At 55.7% G+C, this 19,976-nt stretch carries 14 protein-coding genes; 4 read left to right on the top strand and 10 right to left on the bottom strand.

The features are described 5' to 3' along the window. Nucleotides 1-37: 37 nt before the first annotated feature. From cdaR to dgt, 3 genes are all read right to left on the bottom strand, one after another. On the bottom strand, nucleotides 38-1,195 hold the full coding sequence (gene cdaR / locus ACSZO4_RS00780; RefSeq protein ID WP_437886926.1) for a DNA-binding transcriptional regulator CdaR: 1,158 nt from the start codon (nucleotides 1,193-1,195) through the stop codon (nucleotides 38-40). Nucleotides 1,196-1,355: 160 nt separating this feature from the next. Beyond that, nucleotides 1,356-2,789 carry a serine endoprotease DegP gene (degP, locus tag ACSZO4_RS00785; RefSeq protein ID WP_437886927.1) on the bottom strand — a complete coding sequence of 478 codons (1,434 nt, stop codon included), beginning with the start codon at nucleotides 2,787-2,789 and terminating at the stop codon, nucleotides 1,356-1,358. Between the two features lie 134 nt (nucleotides 2,790-2,923). Beyond that, nucleotides 2,924-4,438, bottom strand: a complete 1,515-nt coding sequence (gene dgt, locus ACSZO4_RS00790) for a dGTPase (RefSeq protein ID WP_437886928.1) — start codon at nucleotides 4,436-4,438, stop codon at nucleotides 2,924-2,926. A gap of 108 nt (nucleotides 4,439-4,546) precedes the next feature. Here dgt and mtnN point away from each other — a divergent pair, with 108 nt between their 5' ends. Genes mtnN through ACSZO4_RS00805 form a run of 3 tightly spaced genes read left to right on the top strand, consistent with a single transcriptional unit; the run spans nucleotide 4,547 to nucleotide 6,676 of the window. Then, on the top strand, nucleotides 4,547-5,245 hold the full coding sequence (gene mtnN, locus ACSZO4_RS00795; protein WP_437886929.1) for a 5'-methylthioadenosine/S-adenosylhomocysteine nucleosidase: 699 nt from the start codon (nucleotides 4,547-4,549) through the stop codon (nucleotides 5,243-5,245). Continuing rightward, nucleotides 5,238-6,038, top strand: a complete 801-nt coding sequence (gene btuF, locus ACSZO4_RS00800) for a vitamin B12 ABC transporter substrate-binding protein BtuF (RefSeq protein ID WP_437886930.1) — start codon at nucleotides 5,238-5,240, stop codon at nucleotides 6,036-6,038. Before mtnN ends, btuF begins: the two co-directional genes overlap by 8 nt. A 14-nt stretch (nucleotides 6,039-6,052) precedes the next feature. Next, nucleotides 6,053-6,676: a TRIC cation channel family protein gene (locus ACSZO4_RS00805; protein ID WP_437886931.1), complete on the top strand. Its 624-nt coding sequence runs from the start codon at nucleotides 6,053-6,055 to the stop codon at nucleotides 6,674-6,676. A gap of 46 nt (nucleotides 6,677-6,722) precedes the next feature. On the opposite strand, the gene erpA is transcribed toward ACSZO4_RS00805, so the two are convergent. Then, complete coding sequence (gene erpA, locus ACSZO4_RS00810; protein ID WP_437886932.1) at nucleotides 6,723-7,067, bottom strand: iron-sulfur cluster insertion protein ErpA; 345 nt, start codon at nucleotides 7,065-7,067, stop codon at nucleotides 6,723-6,725. A gap of 193 nt (nucleotides 7,068-7,260) precedes the next feature. Here erpA and hemL point away from each other — a divergent pair, with 193 nt between their 5' ends. Next, nucleotides 7,261-8,547 carry a glutamate-1-semialdehyde 2,1-aminomutase gene (hemL, locus tag ACSZO4_RS00815; RefSeq protein WP_437886933.1) on the top strand — a complete coding sequence of 429 codons (1,287 nt, stop codon included), beginning with the start codon at nucleotides 7,261-7,263 and terminating at the stop codon, nucleotides 8,545-8,547. Between the two features lie 94 nt (nucleotides 8,548-8,641). Here the strand turns inward: hemL and fhuB are convergent, their stop codons facing one another. The 6 genes from fhuB to hrpB all read right to left on the bottom strand — a co-directional run bounded on the left by fhuB (nucleotide 8,642) and on the right by hrpB (nucleotide 19,901). Continuing rightward, nucleotides 8,642-10,624 (bottom strand): Fe(3+)-hydroxamate ABC transporter permease FhuB, encoded by a 1,983-nt coding sequence (fhuB, locus tag ACSZO4_RS00820; protein WP_437886934.1) that lies wholly within the window; start codon nucleotides 10,622-10,624, stop codon nucleotides 8,642-8,644. Beyond that, nucleotides 10,621-11,511: a Fe(3+)-hydroxamate ABC transporter substrate-binding protein FhuD gene (gene fhuD, locus ACSZO4_RS00825; RefSeq protein WP_437886935.1), complete on the bottom strand. Its 891-nt coding sequence runs from the start codon at nucleotides 11,509-11,511 to the stop codon at nucleotides 10,621-10,623. Before fhuD ends, fhuB begins: the two co-directional genes overlap by 4 nt. Continuing rightward, the gene (fhuC, locus tag ACSZO4_RS00830; protein ID WP_437886936.1) at nucleotides 11,511-12,308 is read right to left on the bottom strand and encodes a Fe3+-hydroxamate ABC transporter ATP-binding protein FhuC; all 798 of its coding nucleotides are present in this window, start codon (nucleotides 12,306-12,308) and stop codon (nucleotides 11,511-11,513) included. Before fhuC ends, fhuD begins: the two co-directional genes overlap by 1 nt. Before the next feature lie 47 nt (nucleotides 12,309-12,355). Further along, the gene (gene fhuA / locus ACSZO4_RS00835) at nucleotides 12,356-14,533 is read right to left on the bottom strand and encodes a ferrichrome porin FhuA (protein ID WP_437886937.1); all 2,178 of its coding nucleotides are present in this window, start codon (nucleotides 14,531-14,533) and stop codon (nucleotides 12,356-12,358) included. A gap of 222 nt (nucleotides 14,534-14,755) precedes the next feature. Then, complete coding sequence (gene mrcB, locus ACSZO4_RS00840) at nucleotides 14,756-17,299, bottom strand: bifunctional glycosyl transferase/transpeptidase (RefSeq protein ID WP_437886938.1); 2,544 nt, start codon at nucleotides 17,297-17,299, stop codon at nucleotides 14,756-14,758. A gap of 172 nt (nucleotides 17,300-17,471) precedes the next feature. Further along, nucleotides 17,472-19,901, bottom strand: a complete 2,430-nt coding sequence (gene hrpB, locus ACSZO4_RS00845; protein WP_437886951.1) for an ATP-dependent helicase HrpB — start codon at nucleotides 19,899-19,901, stop codon at nucleotides 17,472-17,474. Nucleotides 19,902-19,976: the final 75 nt, after the last annotated feature.

The raw sequence follows: 19,976 nt of genomic DNA on the forward strand, positions 1-19,976 counted from the left end.
AAAACGGCAACCCTGAGGTTGCCGTTTTGCTTTTTATCTAGCGCTGTTCATCCAGCTGCAGCGCCACGTACAGCAGCAGCCTGTCATCGAAATTCCCCAGATCCAGCCCGGTTAACTCAGAAATACGATTAAGACGATATTCCAGCGTATTACGGTGAATAAAGAGCGCTTTTGACGTCGCCAGCGGCTGAACATTATGGCGGAACCACGCCGACAGGGTTCTGCGCAACAGACCGTTGTTATCCATTGCTTTAAGGCGTTGTAGAGGACGGGAGAGTTCGTTGGCCTGCCAGCCGCCACGCAGACTGTCAAGCAGCACCGGTAGCATCAAATCCTGATAGAAATAGCTACGGCTTTCCGGCATGCGCTGTTTACCCACCATCATGGTGGTACGCGCCGTGCGGTAAGAGCGGGCAATGCTGCCAGGTCCAGTGAAGTAATTACCCAGCGCCACACGAAAACGCAGCTGGCCATTCTCTTTCATGCGCTGAATCAGTTGTTCGACCCGTTTGCGATGATCTTCAGCATCCCAACGGCCAAACTGGTTCAGCGCAGGTTTCAGCACCACCATCTCGGTCAGGGAAACAATCGCAATCAGGTTGTTTCTTTCCGGAGTGGTCAGGGCATTTTGCAGTTGCTGGAGCTCCGCCATGGCGCTGTCGACACCCAACTGACCGCTGTCCACTTCAACCACCGCCACCACACGCGGCTGGTTCAGGTCGATACCTAAACGCTGAGCCCATTCGGTAAGTGCCGGCGTATGTTCTTCAGCCTGGATAAGGTTCATCACCAGCTCTTCGCGCAGGCGACTATCCTGCGCCAGCAGGTGCATCAGACGGGATTGTTCCAGCATCATCTCGGCGGTCATGCACACCAGCTCGCCGTATTTGCGCAACGTCTCCGGCTCGCCGGTCAGACCGATAACCCCCACAATCTCGCCTTCCAGACGCAATGGCAGGTTGATCCCCTGACGGACGCCATGCAGATGGCGCGCCACCGCATCGTCGATATCCACCACGCGCCCCTGCGCCAGCACAAGCAGTGCACCTTCGTGCAATTCACCAATTCGTTCGCGATCTCCGCTACCAATAATCCGGCCACGTGCATCCATCACGTTAATGTTTGTATCGATGATGCGCATAGTGCGCGCCACGATATCCTGTGCCATTTTAGTATCAAGATGCCAGCCAGCCATGTAACCCTCCCGTGAACAGAGCACAAGCATATGGCAGAAAATTATGCCATGCACTGTGCATATGCACAAAGCAAAGATTAGAAGTGTGGAGTTGTGGAAGGCCTCACAAAATCTGAGGGAAGCCCTCCCCTCCCGAGCGGGAGAAGAGGGTTATTACGGGTTATTGCATGAGCAGATAGAGCGAAGAATCACCACGCTGGATATTCAGAGCCAGCACTGAAGGTTTACTGTCGAGAATTTTGCGCAACTCGCCCAGATTTTTCACCGGCTGTTGGTTCGCGCCAATCACCACATCCCCTTTCTTCAGCCCAATGCGGGCCGCAGGCGTATTGGCTTTAACATCGTTAACCGCCACACCCTCATCTTTGCCTTTGTTGCTCATCTCAGCGCCTTCAATCCCGCTGAAGACCGTCGCTGTTTCAGCTGGAGTCTGGCTACCCTGTTGCAGCTCAAGACTTACATTCACCGGTTTGCCCTCACGCACCAGACCCAGTTGTACTTTGCTGCCAATCGGCATGGAACCCACTTCCGCACGTAATGCGGCGAAGCTGCTGATGGGTTTGCCATTCAACGAAGTAATCACATCCCCGGCCTTCACGCCCGCTTTCGCGGCAGCAGAATTCGCCATCACCTGGCTAACAAAGGCACCACGTTGCGCATCGACTTTCATGGCTTTCGCCAGTTCGGAGTTCAGCTCAGTGCCCATAATTCCCAGCTCACCACGACGTACCTGGCCGTACTGCACCATTTGCGCGGTCAGGTTTTTCACCATATTGCTGGGGATCGCGAAACCAATACCGATGTTGCCGCCGTCCGGCGCCAGAATAGCGGTGTTAATCCCGATAAGCTCACCGTTGAGGTTAACCAATGCGCCGCCGGAGTTGCCACGGTTAATGGCCGCATCCGTCTGAATGAAGTTCTCGTAGTTTTCCGCATTCAGGCCGCTACGACCCAGCGCAGAAACAATCCCCGAAGTGACGGTTTCACCCAGGCCGAACGGGTTACCAATGGCCACGGTATAATCACCCACGCGCAGGGCATCAGAATCTGCCAGTTGGATCGCGGTCAGGTTTTTTGGCTCCTGAATCTGAATCAATGCGATATCAGAGCGCGGGTCTTTACCTACCACTTTCGCATCAAACTTACGTCCGTCACTGAGCTGAACTTTGATGGTCGTGGCGTTATCGACAACGTGATTGTTGGTGACGACATAACCTTTAGCAGAGTCAATGATGACACCGGAACCCAGCGCCATAAATTTCTGCTGCTGGCCGCCGCCCTGGCTTCCACCCTGACCGCCCCCCTGGCAAAATGGTGAGCTCTGGAACGGAGAACCTTCCTGGCAGAACGGGGAATCATCGCCAAAGAATTGCTGGAAATTACGTGGCATACGTGGCGTGATCACCGTCGTACTGCCTTCAACGTTAATGCTGACCACGGATGGCATCACTTTTTCGAGCATCGGGGCCAGACTTGGAAGTTGCTGCTGTGACGTTGCTGATGACGCAGTCTCAGCCGCCATGGAAGATAACGGGGTCAGTGCCAGACCTAAACTCAGTGCCAGTGCACTCATTGCTAATGTCGTTTTTTTCATGTCTCAATCTCTTTACTGATTACGCATAACGGCTGTGTATGTGGTTCTCAGAGTCGTTTTATAACGTGAAGTTCCGGGATTAAGTTTTTGGAAAAAGTAAAAAATTATTGTCTCTCTTTACAATTCCCGACTCATTATTCCACCGCCATCAGGCGGCGGTATTCATCCCATGCATACAAATCTGTCATTCCGCTGATATAGTCCTGGATTAAACGACAGCGGTGATAATATTCCATCACCGGGTAATCAGCCGCCTCCGGGGATAATTTACTCACCGCCTCAACATAGGCCAGCCGATGGCGGGTTGACAGTTTTTGCAGCAGCCGGGATTCAATCGGTAAACGCCGCACCCTGTCTTTTTCCACCAGCAGTGAAAAATCCTCAAGGGATAATTGCAGCAACGGCCGATAGATCTCCAGCAGTCCGCTAATAACACGGTATCCCTGCAATTCCAGCTGTTCCACATCGGGATGGCTGAACACTTCTTTTATGGCGACGTTTTTATATAATTCAAGGAGCTGACTGTAGTCACTGTCGTCTTCAAGCAGAGCGTGGTTGAATTCTCCGCTGTATATTTGCGGTAAGTTTTCGATAAAGCGTTGCGCTGCATAGGGCACCAGTTTATTTAATGTATTAACCCGTAAATACATAAAGAACTGATCTTCAGCACTGCGACTGAGGGTATTCGCGCGGGATTTATCCCAGGCATTTTCCACCACCTGAGAAAAGAGCGACCCTTTGCTATGTTCGCCCCAGGCATCATACAGATGCTGGTAAAGCTGCTCGGCAGAAAAAATACGTTTCTCCACCGCATCCTCAAGGTCAGCCACGCAATAGGAAATATCATCAGCCGCTTCCATAATCCAGGTCAATGGAAAGCGACTGTAAGTATCGAGGTCTAATTCTTTACGTAAGCGTTCGACATAAGCCTCTTCGGAAAAATAGAAGCCGGGCTTTTTCATTAAATAGCTGTGCGAAGCGGGGGTTTCCCCTGTCCACCATGCCGGACGGGTGTATTTCAGAATACAACCAACCTGCGCCCAGGTCAGGTTCATGCGCATTAGCGTATGCACTAAACGGATCCCCTGCGCATTACCTTCAAAATGGCTTAAATCCTGCCGCACCTTACAACGCAGCGCATTCAGACTCTCTTCGCCTGCACGCAGGCGCAGCGTCGCGACCTCGCAACGATCATCGGTTAAGGGCTGACTTAGCGCATCGTCCGGCGCCAGGCGCTGGCGGAACCAGTCATTAATCGCCGCCTCACCAAAATGACCAAATGGCGGATTACCGATGTCATGCATCAGACACGCCATCTCGACAATGCTTTCAAACGGCCCGGTCAGCTCATCCAGCCCGTAGGTTTCAAGCAGGCGCATCTCTTTCAGGCGACTCAGAATTTCTTTGGCGATATAGCGACCGACCTGCTGCACCTCCAGAGAATGGGTCAGACGCGTACGCACCGCCGCGTTACGCTCAAGAGGGAAGACCTGGGTCTTTTGTTGCAGGCGACGGATCGCTGCTGAATTGATGATTCGCCCACGATCGCTTTCGAAAATGCGCAGAATTTCACGTTCAGTTATCGCACCAGTGGGTGAGCGAAAACGACGGTGCCAGTTTATTTTTTTTCGAAAATCGATCTCAGCCATTTCCTCTCCTGTTTGCGAGACGTCACGGGATGTCATGCAATTCTGTATGCCATGATAGACTATGCCCTGTAAACGTAATCCTGTCTTATCACTTTAGCGAGTATCTCCATGAAAATTGGTATTATTGGTGCAATGGAAGAAGAAGTTACGCTGCTGCGTGACAAAATCGACAACCGTCAGACCCTGACCATTGGCGGCAGTGAAATTTACACCGGTACGCTGAATGGTACAGACGTTGCCCTGCTGAAATCCGGCATTGGTAAAGTGGCCGCCGCCATGGGCGCCACGCTGCTGCTGGAACGCTGCAAGCCGGACGTGATTATCAATACCGGTTCTGCTGGCGGGCTGGCCGCCACCCTGAAAGTGGGTGATATCGTGGTGTCTGATGAAGCGCGCTACCACGACGCGGATGTTACGGCCTTTGGCTACGAATTCGGCCAACTCCCGGGCTGCCCGGCAGGCTTTAAAGCGGATGAAAAACTGGTGGCGGCGGCAGAGGCCTGCATCAAAGAGCTTAACCTGAACGCCGTTCGTGGCCTGATTGTCAGCGGTGATGCCTTTATCAACGGCTCCGTTGGCCTTGCAAAAATTCGCCATAATTTCCCGCAGGCGGCGGCGGTAGAAATGGAAGCGACCGCAATTGCCCATGTCTGTTACAACTTTGGCGTTCCTTTTGTGGTTGTGCGAGCTATTTCTGACGTTGCCGATCAGCAGTCACACCTGAGCTTTGACGAGTTCCTGGTGGTCGCTGCGAAACAGTCCAGCCTGATGGTTGAAACACTGGTGCAGAATCTGACCCGTGGCTAAGTTCTTATTCAGGGCGCTGGCCGCCCTGTCTCTTCTTTCTTGTACGTGGCTGCATGCCGCCCCGCGCGTTATTTCACTCTCGCCCGGCAACACCGAGCTGGCCTTCGCCGCAGGGATCACGCCTGTTGGGGTGAGCAGCTATTCCGATTACCCCGCCGAAGCTGCCCAAATTGAACAGGTTGCCACCTGGCAAGGGATGAATGTTGAGCGCATTGTGGCCTTAAAACCTGATGTGGTGCTCGCCTGGCGTGGCGGCAATGCCGAACGGCAGGTTGATCAGCTGAGGCGACTGGGTATCAAGGTAATGTGGATAGATGCGGTCACCATCGAACAGGTCGCCGAATCACTGGACCAGCTGGCGCAGTACAGCCCACAGCCGGAGAAGGCCAGACAGGCCGCCACTCAGCTTCTCGCCCAATATCATGCGCTAAAAAATCGCTATGCAGACCAGGCGAAGAAACGCGTATTTCTGCAATTTGGCGGGGAACCGCTGTTCACCAGCGGTAAAGGCTCCCTGCAAAATGAAGTCCTGGAGCTGTGCGGGGGAGAAAATATCTTTGCCGCCAGCCGGGTTCCCTGGCCCCAGGTCAGCCGCGAACAGGTACTGGCGCGTCAGCCGCAGGCCATTGTGGTAGCAGGAGATGCGAGCGAGATCCCTAAAATCGAACAATTCTGGCACAAACAGCTCGATATTCCGGTGATTGGGCTAACCAGCGACTGGTTTGAACGCGCCAGCCCGCGTATTATCCTCGCCGCTCAACAACTCTGCTCTGCCCTTGCGCAGGTGAAATAACCGGGGATTGAACCATGCTTGTCTACTGGCTGGATATTATCGGCACCGCTGTTTTTGCCATATCAGGTGTGTTACTTGCCGGAAAACTCCGGATGGATCCCTTTGGTGTACTGGTGCTCGGGGTGGTAACCGCAGTGGGCGGCGGTACGTTACGTGATATGGCGCTGGCTCACGGGCCGGTCTTCTGGGTGCAGGATCCCACCGACCTGGTGGTGGCAATGGTCACCTGCATGCTGACAATTTTACTGGTACGTCAACCACGACGCTTACCCAAATGGGTTCTGCCCGTACTGGATGCGGTTGGACTCGCCGTGTTTGTCGGTATCGGGGTTAACAAAGCTTTTATCGCCGGCACCGGGCCTTTAGTGGCAATTTGTATGGGCGTTTTAACCGGGGTTGGCGGCGGGATTATTCGTGATGTACTGGCCCGTGAAGTGCCGATGATCCTGCGCACCGAGATCTATGCCACCGCCTGTATTGCCGGTGGGATTGTTCATGCCACCGCATATTATGCCTTCGACATGCCGCTGGAAGCCGCCAGTATGCTCGGGATGGTGGTGACGCTCGTTATTCGCCTGGCCGCCATTCGCTGGCATCTGAAGCTGCCGACCTTTGCGCTTGATGAGAATGGCAGATAGCAAAAAGCCGTGTCAGTGAATGACACGGCTTTTTTGTTACAGCAGATCAGACGCTGAAAGAAGAACCGCAGCCGCAGGTGCTGGTCGCATTCGGGTTGGTCACCACGAAGCGAGAACCTTCAAGGCCTTCGGTGTAATCGACAGAACCACCAACCAGATATTGCAGGCTCATCGGATCAACAACCAGACCCACGCCCTGTTTCTCGATAGTCATGTCGCCATCATTGATTTGGTCATCAAAGGTGAAACCATACTGGAAGCCGCTACACCCACCGCCGGTGATGTAGACACGCAGTTTCAGGTTTGGATTTTCTTCATCTGCGATCAGATTTTTTACTTTGCTGGCGGCTGCATCAGTAAACTGCAACGGCACCACTACGTCATCACTCATCTTTTGCTCCCATTCATACTGCGATCTGGGCAAATAATGACCCGATCTTTTCGGCTATTATCCATCACACACTCCAATCCTTCAAGTCCTCTCCCCCAGCCTTGTCTATCCTTTCCGTGCGCAAAACTTTTATAACAATCGCCGGATCCCTTAGAATGGCTGCCACTTTCGAAAATTCACCAGGAACGATTTCATGAGTAAGTCAGAAAACCTCTACAGCGCCGCCCTTAAGCTTATCCCCGGAGGCGTGAACTCTCCGGTTCGCGCCTTCACGGGTGTGGGCGGTACGCCGCTGTTTATTGAGCGTGCTGACGGCGCTTATCTGTATGACGCCGATGGCAACGCTTATATTGACTATGTCGGCTCCTGGGGCCCGATGGTGCTGGGCCATAACCATCCGGTTATTCGCGATGCGGTCATCGAAGCCGTTCAGCGTGGCCTGAGCTTTGGCGCACCGACCGAAATGGAAGTCAAAATGGCGGAGCTGGTGACAAAACTGGTACCGTCAATGGACATGGTGCGCATGGTGAACTCAGGTACCGAAGCCACCATGAGCGCAATTCGTCTGGCGCGCGGCTTTACCGGTCGCGACAAAATCATCAAATTCGAAGGTTGCTACCACGGCCATGCCGACTGCCTGCTGGTAAAAGCGGGTTCCGGCGCGCTAACTCTCGGTCAGCCGAACTCACCGGGCGTACCGGCGGATTTCGCTAAACACACCCTGACCTGCACCTATAACGATCTTGCCAGCGTGCGCAAAGCGTTCGAGCAGTATCCGCAGGAGATAGCCTGCATCATCGTCGAGCCGGTCGCAGGCAATATGAACTGTATTCCGCCGAAACAGGACTTCCTGCCAGGTCTGCGCGAACTGTGCGATGAATTTGGCGCGCTGCTGATTATTGATGAAGTGATGACCGGCTTCCGTGTCGCCCTGGCTGGCGCGCAGTCTTATTACAATGTGAAACCCGATCTGACCTGCCTTGGCAAAATCATCGGCGGCGGGATGCCCGTCGGCGCCTTTGGTGGTCGCCGGGACATCATGGAAGCACTGGCGCCGACAGGGCCGGTCTACCAGGCAGGTACGCTTTCCGGTAACCCGATCGCCATGGCCGCGGGCTATGCCTGCTTAACTGAAATTTCGCGGGATGAAGAAGAGACCTACGACACGCTCAGGTATCTGACCCAGTTGTTACAGGATGGCCTGCTGGACGCCGCGCGTTACCATAATATTCCGCTGGTGGTGAATATCGTTGGCGGTATGTTCGGTCTGTTCTTTACCGATGCCCTTGAGGTGACGAGCTACCAGGACGTGATGGCCTGCGATGTCGAACGCTTTAAGCGCTTCTTCCACCTGATGCTGGAAGAAGGCGTCTACTTTGCTCCTTCAGCCTTTGAAGCGGGCTTTATGTCGATCGCTCACAGCGAAGAAGACATTCGTCACACCGTGGACGCCGCACGCCGGGTGTTTGCGAAGCTGTAAGCAGGTTGCATCAGGCCAGATTTGTGCAGCCTGATGCCCTCACCCCAACCCTCTCCCACGGGGAGAGGGGGAAAACCGTGGCCCGGATTAGCCTCTATCGGCTCTGCTTACGCAGCAGCCAGATAAAGTACGGCGCACCGATAAAGGTCGACAGCAAACCCGCCGGAACCTGATACGGAAACATCATCATCCGTCCGCACCAGTCGGCAAACACCAGCAGTAATCCGCCAGCCAATGCCGAAATTACAATGTGCGGCATTGTGCGTCTAAAGCCCATCATGCGGGCAATATGCGGCGCCATCAGCCCCACAAAACTCAATGGACCTATGGTCATGGTGGCGGTGGCGGTCAGGCTGGCCGCCAGCAGCAGCAAACCAATACGTGACGTGGTTAATGCCATCCCCACCGAACGCGCCGTTTCACCACCAAGGGGTAATACCGTCAGCCAGCGGCGGCATAGCGGCACCAGCGCCAGCAGCACAATCATCATCAGCCCGGTACGCAGAACCTGCCCGAAGGTGGCGTGATAGGTGGAGCCGGAAATCCAGGTCAGGATCTCCGCCATACGTGGATCGCCGCTGGCCTGCAGCATCATCAGCAGCATGGTAAAGGCCGTACTGAGCGCCATCCCCGCCAGCAGCATACGGTGCGGTGAAAAACCGCCTCGTCCGGCGGCGACCAGAATGATCAGCAGCGTCACGGCCGCCCCCAGACTGCCCGCAGGCATCAGCCAGCCAAAGGCGTTACCCGGAACAAAGAACAGCATGACTACCACACCGAAGGCCGCGCCGGAACTGATACCGAGCACTTCCGGGCTGGCCATTGGATTTCCGGTCAGACGCTGAATAATGCACCCGGCGACCGCCAGCATCATCCCGGCGGTCAGCGCCGCAGCAATACGCGGCATACGCCACTGCATCACGTCATCGAGCATCGCACCGCTTAGCCAGCGCCAGCCTTCGGCATCGCGTCCAAAGGAGAGGGCCACCAGCGTACCCAGCACCAGGAGCATCACGCCAGCCAGCGCGAAACGTTGTACGTGCTGGCGTTCCACTGGCACCTTGTCGCCAGCATCCATCGACGGCGCGCTCATACTGCGCAGACGGGGCAGCAGCCATAACAGCAGCGGTGCGCCAATGAGAGCTGTAACCGAACCGGTAGAGACTTCCATCCACACGCGGGTCAGCCACAAAATAAGCTGGTCGGAAAGCCAGAGGATCAGTGCGCCAATCAAGGGAGCCAGCATCAGGCGGGCCAGCAAACGCCGCGCGCCGAGCATTTTTGCCAGCAGCGGCGCAAACAGACCAATAAAGCCAATAATCCCCACTGCATTAACCAGTAAAGCGCTCAGCACAATCGCCAGCGTTAACGCCGCCAGCCGCGCCATTGACAGCGCAAGCCCGAGGTTACGCGCCACGCCATCGTCCAGCCCCATCAGGGTCAACGGGCGCAACAGCAGTAAGGTCAGCACCACGCCGCTCAACAGTTGCGGCCACAGGCGCTGTACGCCGCTCCAGTCGGTTTGCGTCAGCGTACCGGTGCTCCACAGGAACATGCTTTGCAGTTCATCGTGATGGAAAATGACCAGCAGCTGATTCACCGCCCCGCAGTACAGGCTCACCACCAGACCGGCGAGGATCAGCGTGACCGGAGAAAGTCGTTTTCCCCAGGCGACGCCAAACACCAGCGCCCCCACCACACAGGCCCCCGCCAGCGCGGCAAACTGTGTGGTCAGCGCCCCTGGCAAGGTCCAGAGCGTGGTGACGGTAATGCCCAACTGCGCCCCGGTGGAAACCCCAAGGGTTGTCGGCTCAGCCAGTGGATTACGCAAAACCTGCTGGAACAACACGCCAACCAGTCCCAGTCCGGCCCCCACCAGCAGCGCAATCGCCAGCCGTGGTAGCAGGCTGTAATGAAAAATCATCTGTGCGATAACATCGACATCGGGTGCGCTGACAGCCTGCGCCCACTGAGCACGCGGCAGTGCGGCATTAAAATTCATCCAGCTAAGCGAGGCCGCAAGAATAAAGAGCAGCGAGAGTAACGCCGCCGGAAGAAGCGCAATACGCGTTTTCATGCTTTGCCTCCCAGCGCATCATCCAGTACGCGGACAAAGTGCATCGCAGAGAGGGTGGCGCCGTAGAACCAGACGGCAGGTACCCGCTGAAAACGCCCGGCGCGCACGAACGGCATCGCCTGCCATAGCGGCGTTGCCATCAGTTTATTCATTTCGGCATCATTTCCGTGGTCAAAACACAGAACGTCGACATCTTTGAATGCAGCCAGTCGGTCAATGCCCACGGTCGTACTGCCCCAGAAGGTGGTTTCCCCCTGCCAGGCGTTGCGAATGCCGAATTCATCTATCACTTCCTGGAACAGGCAGTTTTGAGTAAAGACCAGCACATGGCGCGCATCCAGCAGTGTCACCATCAGCAATGGCCGTTCGCCACGGCCGACAAAATGGGACTTTCTGCTGTCAATGAAACCGTCGAAGGTATCCAGATGCTTTTGCGCCGCCGTTTCCATGTTGAGCAACTGCGCCATCTCGTTAAGCGATTTTCTTGCGGTCGCCAGCGGTTTTTTACCGTCGCTGAAACTGAATCCTCGTCCCGGTGCGATTTTTGCCAGAATGTCGGCAGAAGGCCCATAGCCCGCTGACCACATAAGGTAAGAGGGCTTCATTTGGGTCAGCAGCTCAAGGTTCGGTTCGGTACGCAACCCAACGTCAATCACCCCTTCGGGGATCGCAGGCTCATTGACCCACATGTTGTAATTAGGAATGTCGCAGATGCCGTAAGGCTTGATGCCCAGCGCCAGCATCAGTTCGACCGGCAGCCACTCCAGACCGACAATGCGCTGGGTATCAATGGCCGCGGCCTGCGCACTGCGCATCTGCCACAGCAAAGGAGAAAGTGCCATCATCGTCAGCAGACGACGACGGCTAATCTGATTAAAACCGTCCATCAATAGACAAAGCTCACCGGTGCAGCCCCTGACGGGTGAGGAAGTATCCCCATCGGGATACCATAAATTTGTTCGAGAGTTTCCGCGCGCATGAGTTCATCCGGCGTCCCTTCGGCAATCTTCTCGCCGCCGCGCAGCGCCACCAGGTAATCGCAGTAACGTGCGGCCATGTTGATATCGTGCAGAACCGCAATTACCGTCAGTCCGCGCTGCTGGCTAAGACGATGCACCAGCGCCAGGACATCAACCTGATGGGCAATATCCAGTGCCGAGGTAGGTTCATCCAGTAACAGGCAACGGCTGTCCTGCGCGACCAGCATCGCAATCCACGCCCGCTGACGCTCGCCACCGGACAAACTATCCACCAGACGGTGTGCGAGGGGTTTGAGTCCCACAAGCGTAATCGCCTCTTCGACTTTCTCACGGTCAGCCACACCAAAACGGCCCAACGCGCCATGCCACGGATAACGTCCAATTGCGACCAGCTCACGTACGGTCATGCCTTCGGCCTGCGGCAACTGCTGCGGCAGATAAGCGACTTTGCGGGCAAAGGATTTACTGTTCCAGCTCGCCAGCGGCTGACCGTCCAGCAGTACGTCGCCCTCAGAAGGGAGCTGATGACGGCCAAGCATTTTGAGCAGCGTGGATTTACCGGAACCGTTGTGACCAATCAGCCCCGTCACTTTCCCGACCGGGAAGGTCAGCGAGAGCGGATGGAGAAGCGTACGACCGGGCACGCGAAAGGTGACGTCGGAGAGTTGAAACGTGGTATCGGGAAGCGCGATGTTTTCCTGCATAAGTGCCAACTTATAAGAGGGCACGGCGAACCGTGCCCGAAGAGAGATTAGAAGCGGAAGGTTGCTGTTGCCACCACCTGGCGTTCAGCGCCCCAGAAGCAGCCATAGGTATCGAAACAGCTGGAGACGTATTCACGATCAAGTAAGTTATTGACGTTAACCGCCAGGCTGGAACCCGCAAGGCCAAAGCGCGCCAGATCGTATTTCACGACGGCATCCATGACCGCTGCGCTACCGACTTTGAAGCTGTTCGCCGCATCGCCATAGCTGGAGCCGATAAAGCGGCCACCCGTACCTAACGTCAGGCCAGACAGCGCCCCGGCATTAAAGGTGTAATCGCCCCACAGAGACGCCATATGTTTCGGGATCTGAGCCGGAGTATTGCCTTTAAGGCTGGTATCTTTGGTGTACTCAGCGTCAGTAAAGGTATAGGACGCCGTCATGTTGATATTGGCATTAACTGCCGCTTTAGCTTCCAGCTCAACGCCACGGGAACGAATCTCACTCGCCGGCACCTGAGCAAACGGGTTTGTCGGATCGGTGGTCAGATTGTTGGTTTTGGTCAGCTCGTAAACAGCGCCGGTAATCACGACAGGCAGATCTTTCGGCACATATTTCACACCCGCTTCATACTGTTTGCCCTTGGACGGCGTATAGGCGACGTTATCTGCAAGTGTGGCGGCCCATGCTTTCGACGGGTTAGGTTCGAAAGACTCGCTGTAGCTAAAGTAAGGCGTGATCCCGTTGTCGAACAGGTAATTTACACCCGCGCGCCAGGTGAACTGCTCATCATTACGAGCAACGTTCTGACCGCTGCTGCGTACGGTCGTCGACTGTTCTGACCAGTCGTAACGCCCGCCAAGGGTGGCTACCCATTTGTTCCACTCAAGTTGATCCTGAATGTACAAACCGGTCTGGTGCTGGGTATTTAACTGGAAAGGTTGCGCATCAGGAAAGACAACGTCTGCATAAACCGGATTATTCATATCCAGCGCGGGGGCGCTGCCGTAGGCGTTTTTGATGTCGTTGCGGAAACGGGAATAATCAATACCTGTCAGCACAATATGCGAAACATCGCCTGTCGCAAATTTACTTTCAAGCTGGGTGTCGACGCCAAAATCGGTGTAGTCCTCATCGGCGACGATAACGCTGCGGGTAAGCTGATCGCCCGTTGCGCCAAAGCCATACACTGTCTGCTGGGACGTTTTGATCTGGCTGTAACGCAGGTTCTGACGCACGGTAAAGGTTTCGTCGAAAGCGTGTTCAAAGCTATAGCCCACCAGACGCTGGTAACGAGAATAGGTGTTATTCGGTGCGCTATCGGTAAAGCTGGTCGAAATACGTTTGCCGTTCGACAACGGCTCAACCGTACCTTCTTTTGGCAGCCAGCCATAATAACCGGTATTAGGTTCGTTCTGGATATTCGCAAGCAGCGTGAGGTTGGTTTTGTCATCCGGACGCCAGCTAAAGGATGGCGCAATGGCGTAACGTTTCTGCTTCGCGAACTCTTGCTGTTCGTCATTCGAACGCGCAAGTCCGGTCAGGCGGTAAGAGTAAACGCCGTCATCATCCAGCGCATCGCTGAAGTCAAAACCGGTCTGATACAGATTATCGGTACCCATTTTGAACTGGATTTCATGCAACGGCGTGGTGGTCGGGCGTTTGCTGACCATAGAAATAATACCGCCTGGATTGCTCTTTCCATAGAGCACGGAAGTCGGGCCGCGCATCAGCTCAATGCGTTCCAGCATGTAGGGATCGATGGTCGCGCCGCTGTAGTAATCACCCTGTAACTTGATACCGTCCAGGTAATTATTTTGCGTAGGACCAGGCGTGGAAAATCCACGGATGCTGACAAAGTCATAGGTGCTGGATGCACCACGGTTGCTCACCACCACGCCCGGTGTGTAGCCGAGCGCTTCTTTTACCGATTTCGGCTGGCGAGTCTGCATCTCTTCATTAGTCACCACCGAAACAGACTGCGGCGTCTTTTCAATCGGAGTGTCGGTTTTGGTCGCGGTTGCGGTACGTTTTGCCGCAATCGTCGCCGCTGGCCCCCACGCATTTTCTTGCGAGGCAGTGGCTGTACTGACGGTAATGGTATCTTCTTTCGGGTTGGTTGCAGCCTGTGCATACACAGACATGCCGCTAACTGCTGTGGCTACAACGACTGCAATTTTACGCAGTGAGTTGTTGACTGGCTGAGCAGTTTTTGGACGCGCCATTGTTCTTTTCTCTGACAATGAGTGAATGATAACGTAAACGATAATTATTATTATAACGGCAGCATAATATGCCAGGCCTTGTCTGCATAGCAAGAAATAAGCAGCCTGGTGAATGGGAACAGATGAAGAAATAACCAGGTAAAAAATAGGGAATTAATTAGGGTTGAAAATGCAGGCAAGCAAAGAAAAAACCCCCAGCCGGGCGGCTGAGGGTTGCGTGAGTTAATTACTGCCAAACATGTCTTTTATCCAGCCTGCTACGCCATCGCTTTTCTCTTCCTGCTGCGGCGGTTGCTGCTGCTGTTGTTGCGGCTGTTGCTGTTGCGGCTGCGTTGACTGCTCAAACGGATTGCCAGACTGTTGCTGTTGCAGCATCTGACTTTGCTGGCATAACGCGTCTGGGTTGGTGGTCCATACCGGCAACGAACGAACGCCGCCGCCACCGCAGACAAAGTTCCCCATCTCATCCACGCCCATATTGGCAATATCTTCCGGAGGCGTCAGATCTAACGGATTTGGCGACTGATTCGCGAGGTAACGCTGATAAATCGCCATCGCCCCACTGGCCCCATAGAGCTTCGTAGGCTGGTTATTATCGCGCCCTACCCAGGTAATGGTCACTTCACGGCCATCAATACCGGCAAACCAGGTGTCCACGTTATTGTTGGTGGTCCCGGTTTTCCCTGCCAGATGCAGGTTCGGATACTTCGCCCCTAACTGACGACCGGTACCGCGCTGAATAACCTGCTGCATGGTCCACAACGTCATATAGGCAGCCTGCGCCGGCACCGCCCGCTCGGACTGCGGGAAACTCTGATACAGCACCGTGCCGTCTTCCGCGATCACCGAGCGCAGCGCAGACAAGGTGGCGCGGTTGCCGCCGCTGGCGATAGTCTGGAACGCCTGCGCCACTTCAATCGGCGTCAGGTTCAATGCGCCAAGCAGCATTGACGGGTTCGCCGTCAGCTGATCTTTCGGCGCGCCCAGTTTGAGCCAGGTGTCGGTCACCGCCGGTAACCCCATCGCCATCCCCAGATTCACCGTCGGCACGTTCATAGAACGGGTAAGCGCATCAACCAGCATCACCTGACCGCTGAAACGATGATCGTCATTCTGCGGCGCCCATACCTGGCCGTTTGACAGACGCAGGGAGATCGGGGCATCGGCGATCGACGTGTTCAGACGGAACTTATCTGGTTGGCTTAACGCCGTCAGATAAGTTGCAGGTTTCGCCAGCGAGCCAATGGAACGGCGCGCCTGCATTGCACGGTTATAGCCCGCGAACTGCGGCGTCGCCCCGCCGACCATCGCCCGGACTTCACCACTAAACCGGTCCACTACCACCATCGCGGTCTCAAGATCGTCGAGCTTGCGCTGCTTAATCAACGCCGGAATGCCCTCGACTGCGGCTTTTTCTGCTGCATCCTGAGCGAGCGAATCAAAGGTCGTGAAGATCTTCACTCCTGACAGATCTTTGACTTTGTCACCCAGCTTCGCCTGCAGCTCCTGGCGCACCATCTGCATAAACGCAGGCTGCGGAGAAATTACGCCGCCGCGCGGCTGAACGCCAAGCGGACGCGCGCTGAGCATGTCGTACAGCTCCTGGTCTATCACCTGCTGCTCTTGCATCAGACGCAGCACCAGGTTGCGTCGCTCCAGCGCCAGTTTCGGGTTACGCCACGGGTTGTAAATGGACGCCCCTTTGACCATCCCCACCAGCATTGCCTGCTGATCAAGGCTTAACTCTTCAACCGGACGGCCAAAGTAGTACAGGCTCGCCAGCGGGAAACCACGGATTTCATTATCGCCGCTCTGACCGAGATAGACCTCGTTCATATACAGCTCAAGGATGCGATCTTTGCTGTAACGGGCATCCATGATCAGCGCCATATAGGCTTCGTTGGCCTTACGCCAGTAGGATCGCTCGCTGCTGAGGAACAGGTTTTTCACCAACTGCTGCGTCAGCGTACTCGCCCCTTGCACGGTGCGTCCGGCTGTAAGGTTCGCCAGCACCGCGCGGCCGATGGAGTAGAAGCTGATACCGTCGTGCTCGTAGAAATGGCGGTCTTCGGTTGCCAGCAGCGTATCCACCAGCAGATCCGGGAAGCCGCTACGGGGTACAAACAGACGCTGCTCCCCATTCGGCGAAGAGAGCATGGTGATCAAGCGCGGATCGAGCCGGAAGAAACCGAACTGGCGATTACTGTCCATATTCTCAATGGTTTCCAGACGATCGCCATCAAACGTCAGCCTCGCGCGCACCTGCCCTTCTTTGCTGTCCGGGAAGTCAAACGGACGGCGGATCATCTCGATGCTTTTCGCCTGCACGGTAAATTCGCCAGGACGGGTCATCTTCGTCACCTGACGGTACTGGGTCGATTCCAGCAGTTTTACCATTTCGTTTTTACTGACGGGCATGTCCGGCTCAAGGTTCACCATCCGGCCATAGACCGCCGCAGGCAACTGCCAGACTTTGCCATCAATACGCGAACGGATCTTTTGATCGAGGTAGACGCCATAAATGGCTAACAGGACTGCGCCGACCAGGCAAATCTTGAACAGAAGCCAGAACCAGCGACGTTTAGCGCTCGGCTTCCCTCCTCTGCCCTTGCCTTTTCCGTTACGTGGAGGCGGCACATCGTCGCCGTCTTCATCGTCATAGTCGTCGTAATCTTCGTCTCTGGCGCGACGACGACTGATTTTCTCTTTCGCCGGACGTGTGGTTCTGCTCTTACGTCCAATAGGCTCGCGGTCATTCCCCGCCATGTTCTCTCTCCGCAACGTTCAGGCGCAAAGGCCCGATTCTCAATTCTTGCTCCAGGTGGAGGAAGAAGAAATCTCTCAAAATAAACAGCAAGATTTTCCGCAGGAAAATCTTTTAGTCTTTGCTCCCTCTCCCCGTGGGAGAGGGCATCAGACCGCACTCCGCTAAACAACATCAGGAATACTTTTTAGTACGCCGCGTCGGCGCCGTATTCGCCGGGTCATCCGGCCAGACATGTTTCGGATAACGGCCCTTCATCTCTTTTTGTACCTCAGGGTACGCCCCCTGCCAGAATGCGGCTAAATCACGGGTAATTTGCAACGGCCTTTGCGCGGGCGACAACAGTTCCAGCACCAGCGCAACGCGTCCCTCAGCAATCACTGGCGTCGTGGCTTCACCAAACATCTCCTGCATGCGCACCGCCAGTGCCGGAGGATTATCCTCATGATATCGAATGGCAATCCGGCTTCCTGTCGGCACAGTGTAATGCGCCGGAAGCTCAGTATCCAGCCGTTGACGTAAAGGCCATGGAAGCAAGGCCAGCAATGCCGTCTGGAGATCCAGAGCCTTTAACGCACGCAGCGAATGCACGCCACTCATCTGCGGCAATAGCCAGTGTTCAAGCCCGGCGAGCAGCGCGGCATCGTCGACCTCAGGCCATTGCACTTCCGGGAGCCATTTCGCCGCACAGTGTAAGCGCAAACGAAGCTGGATAGCGTCCGGCGTCCAGTTCAGAACATCCAGCCCTTTTTCCCGGATGCCATTGAACATCGCCTGATGTAATTCCGTCTCCGAAGGCTTCGCCAGCGGCTGGACTTTCACCGTCAGCTGACCAATCTGGCTACGGCGAAACGCTTTTAAGGTGCCTTGCGCATTATCCCACTCAACGGAATCAGACTGTTGCAACAGCTGAGGGTTGGTGGCAATCAGTGCCTCAATATCCAGCGGCAACGCCAGCAAAATTCGCGCATCCGGCGACTGGCTCCCCTGAAGCAGTAAGGGGGCAATCAGCCACTCATGGCGATTGAGGGCATCATCGGCATCGAGCATCGCGCCCATGCCATTTGCCAGTTGATAGCGCCCATCCTGCCCACGTCGCCGGGCAATCCTGTCGGCAAAGGCGCGGGCCAGCAAGGGGGCCAGTGCATCGCTGTCCGGCTCGCCATTCTCGCTTTTCAGACGGCGAGCCAGCTGCCGGGCGCGTTGTTGCCACTGAGGTTGATGACGGGAAAACGCCGCCGCCAGATCGCGGCTTCCACTACGTGGAGGCTCTTCCAGAATGGCAGCCAGCCTTGCGGCAGTGGCAATTTCATCGCCATTTTTCGCGCTTGCCAGCATGGCCGCAAGACGCGGGTCATTACCGAGAGCCGCCATTTTTAACCCGAAGGCCGTTAGCCGTCCGCCGTCCAGAGCCTGTAACTGAGTCAGCAGAGCCCTTGCCGCCGCCAGATGGGTTGGCGCAGGCTGATCCAGCCAGCGAAGCTGCCCCGGATCCTGACATCCCCACTGCAACAGCTCCATTAGCAGGCCGGAGAGATCGCTCTGAGTGATCTCCGCATCTCCCTGGGCTGCGGCCCTTTCCGCCTGATCTTTCGCGATCAGATGCAGGCAAATACCCGCTTCAAGACGCCCGGCACGGCCAGCGCGCTGGGTCATTGATGCCTGACTGATACGTTGAGTAATAAGACGCGTGAGGCCGGTGCGCGGATCAAAACGGGCCACCCGCTCCTGGGCGCAGTCCACCACCAGCCTGATCCCTTCGATGGTTAAACTGGTTTCGGCAATATTGGTTGCCAGCACCACTTTTCGCAGCCCGACTGGCGCAGGCAGGATCGCTTTACGCTGCTCATTAAGCGGCAACGCGCCGTACAGCGGGCAGAGCAGAACGTCGCTGTCCACCCGGCTGGCAAGCTGCTCCTGAACGCGCTGGATCTCGCCGACCCCCGGCAAGAAAAGCAGTAATGAACCCGCAGCCGTTCGCAACAGCCCGGCGGTCGCAACCGCCACGGCTTCATCAAAACGTTGCTGCCCGCTGAGCGCCTGATAACGGCGTTCTACCGGATACATACGCCCTTCAGAAACAATTAACGGCGCATCCGGGAGCAGCGACTGGAGCCGGGTGTTATCCAGAGTCGCCGACATCACCAACAGCTTCAGGTCATCCCGCAATCCAGACTGCACGTCGAGCAACAGCGCCAGCGCCAGATCCGCCTGCAAGCTACGTTCGTGAAACTCATCAAGGATCACTAAATCGATGCCGCTAAGCTCTGGATCCTGCTGGATAATCCTCGTAAGGATCCCCTCGGTAACCACTTCAAGACGGGTATTCGGCCCGACGCAGGTTTGCGCCCGCATGCGGTAGCCCACGGTTTCACCAGGCTGCTCGTTAAGCTGTTCCGCCAGTCGTTGCGCCACGTTTCGTGCTGCCAGTCGGCGAGGTTCGAGCAGCAGGATACGTCCACGCCCCTCTCTTTGTTGCAGCAACTGTAGCGGCAGCCAGGTTGATTTGCCCGCCCCGGTCGGGGCAATCAGTAGCACCTGCGGCGCATCACGTAAGGCGGATAAAAGATCGGGCAGTACAGCGGCAACCGGCAAAGAGGACACGCAAGGCTCCAGAGAGATGATGTTGAGGTAACGCAGTGACTGGCAATTGTACATCAACTCGCGGACTTTAGATTC

Source organism: Phytobacter sp. V91 (genome assembly GCF_965644225.1).
GTDB lineage: Bacteria > Pseudomonadota > Gammaproteobacteria > Enterobacterales > Enterobacteriaceae > CBFFRJ01.

What these genes read in the sequence shown, in the direction of transcription:
- cdaR (WP_437886926.1), bottom strand. Translation starts at nt 1,195, where the DNA reads ATGGCTGGCTGGCATCTTGATACTAAAATGGCACAGGATATCGTGGCG.
- degP (WP_437886927.1), bottom strand. Translation starts at nt 2,789, where the DNA reads ATGAAAAAAACGACATTAGCAATGAGTGCACTGGCACTGAGTTTAGGT.
- dgt (WP_437886928.1), bottom strand. Translation starts at nt 4,438, where the DNA reads ATGGCTGAGATCGATTTTCGAAAAAAAATAAACTGGCACCGTCGTTTT.
- mtnN (WP_437886929.1), top strand. Translation starts at nt 4,547, where the DNA reads ATGAAAATTGGTATTATTGGTGCAATGGAAGAAGAAGTTACGCTGCTG.
- ACSZO4_RS00805 (WP_437886931.1), top strand. Translation starts at nt 6,053, where the DNA reads ATGCTTGTCTACTGGCTGGATATTATCGGCACCGCTGTTTTTGCCATA.
- erpA (WP_437886932.1), bottom strand. Translation starts at nt 7,067, where the DNA reads ATGAGTGATGACGTAGTGGTGCCGTTGCAGTTTACTGATGCAGCCGCC.
- hemL (WP_437886933.1), top strand. Translation starts at nt 7,261, where the DNA reads ATGAGTAAGTCAGAAAACCTCTACAGCGCCGCCCTTAAGCTTATCCCC.
- fhuB (WP_437886934.1), bottom strand. Translation starts at nt 10,624, where the DNA reads ATGAAAACGCGTATTGCGCTTCTTCCGGCGGCGTTACTCTCGCTGCTC.
- fhuD (WP_437886935.1), bottom strand. Translation starts at nt 11,511, where the DNA reads ATGGACGGTTTTAATCAGATTAGCCGTCGTCGTCTGCTGACGATGATG.
- fhuC (WP_437886936.1), bottom strand. Translation starts at nt 12,308, where the DNA reads ATGCAGGAAAACATCGCGCTTCCCGATACCACGTTTCAACTCTCCGAC.
- fhuA (WP_437886937.1), bottom strand. Translation starts at nt 14,533, where the DNA reads ATGGCGCGTCCAAAAACTGCTCAGCCAGTCAACAACTCACTGCGTAAA.
- mrcB (WP_437886938.1), bottom strand. Translation starts at nt 17,299, where the DNA reads ATGGCGGGGAATGACCGCGAGCCTATTGGACGTAAGAGCAGAACCACA.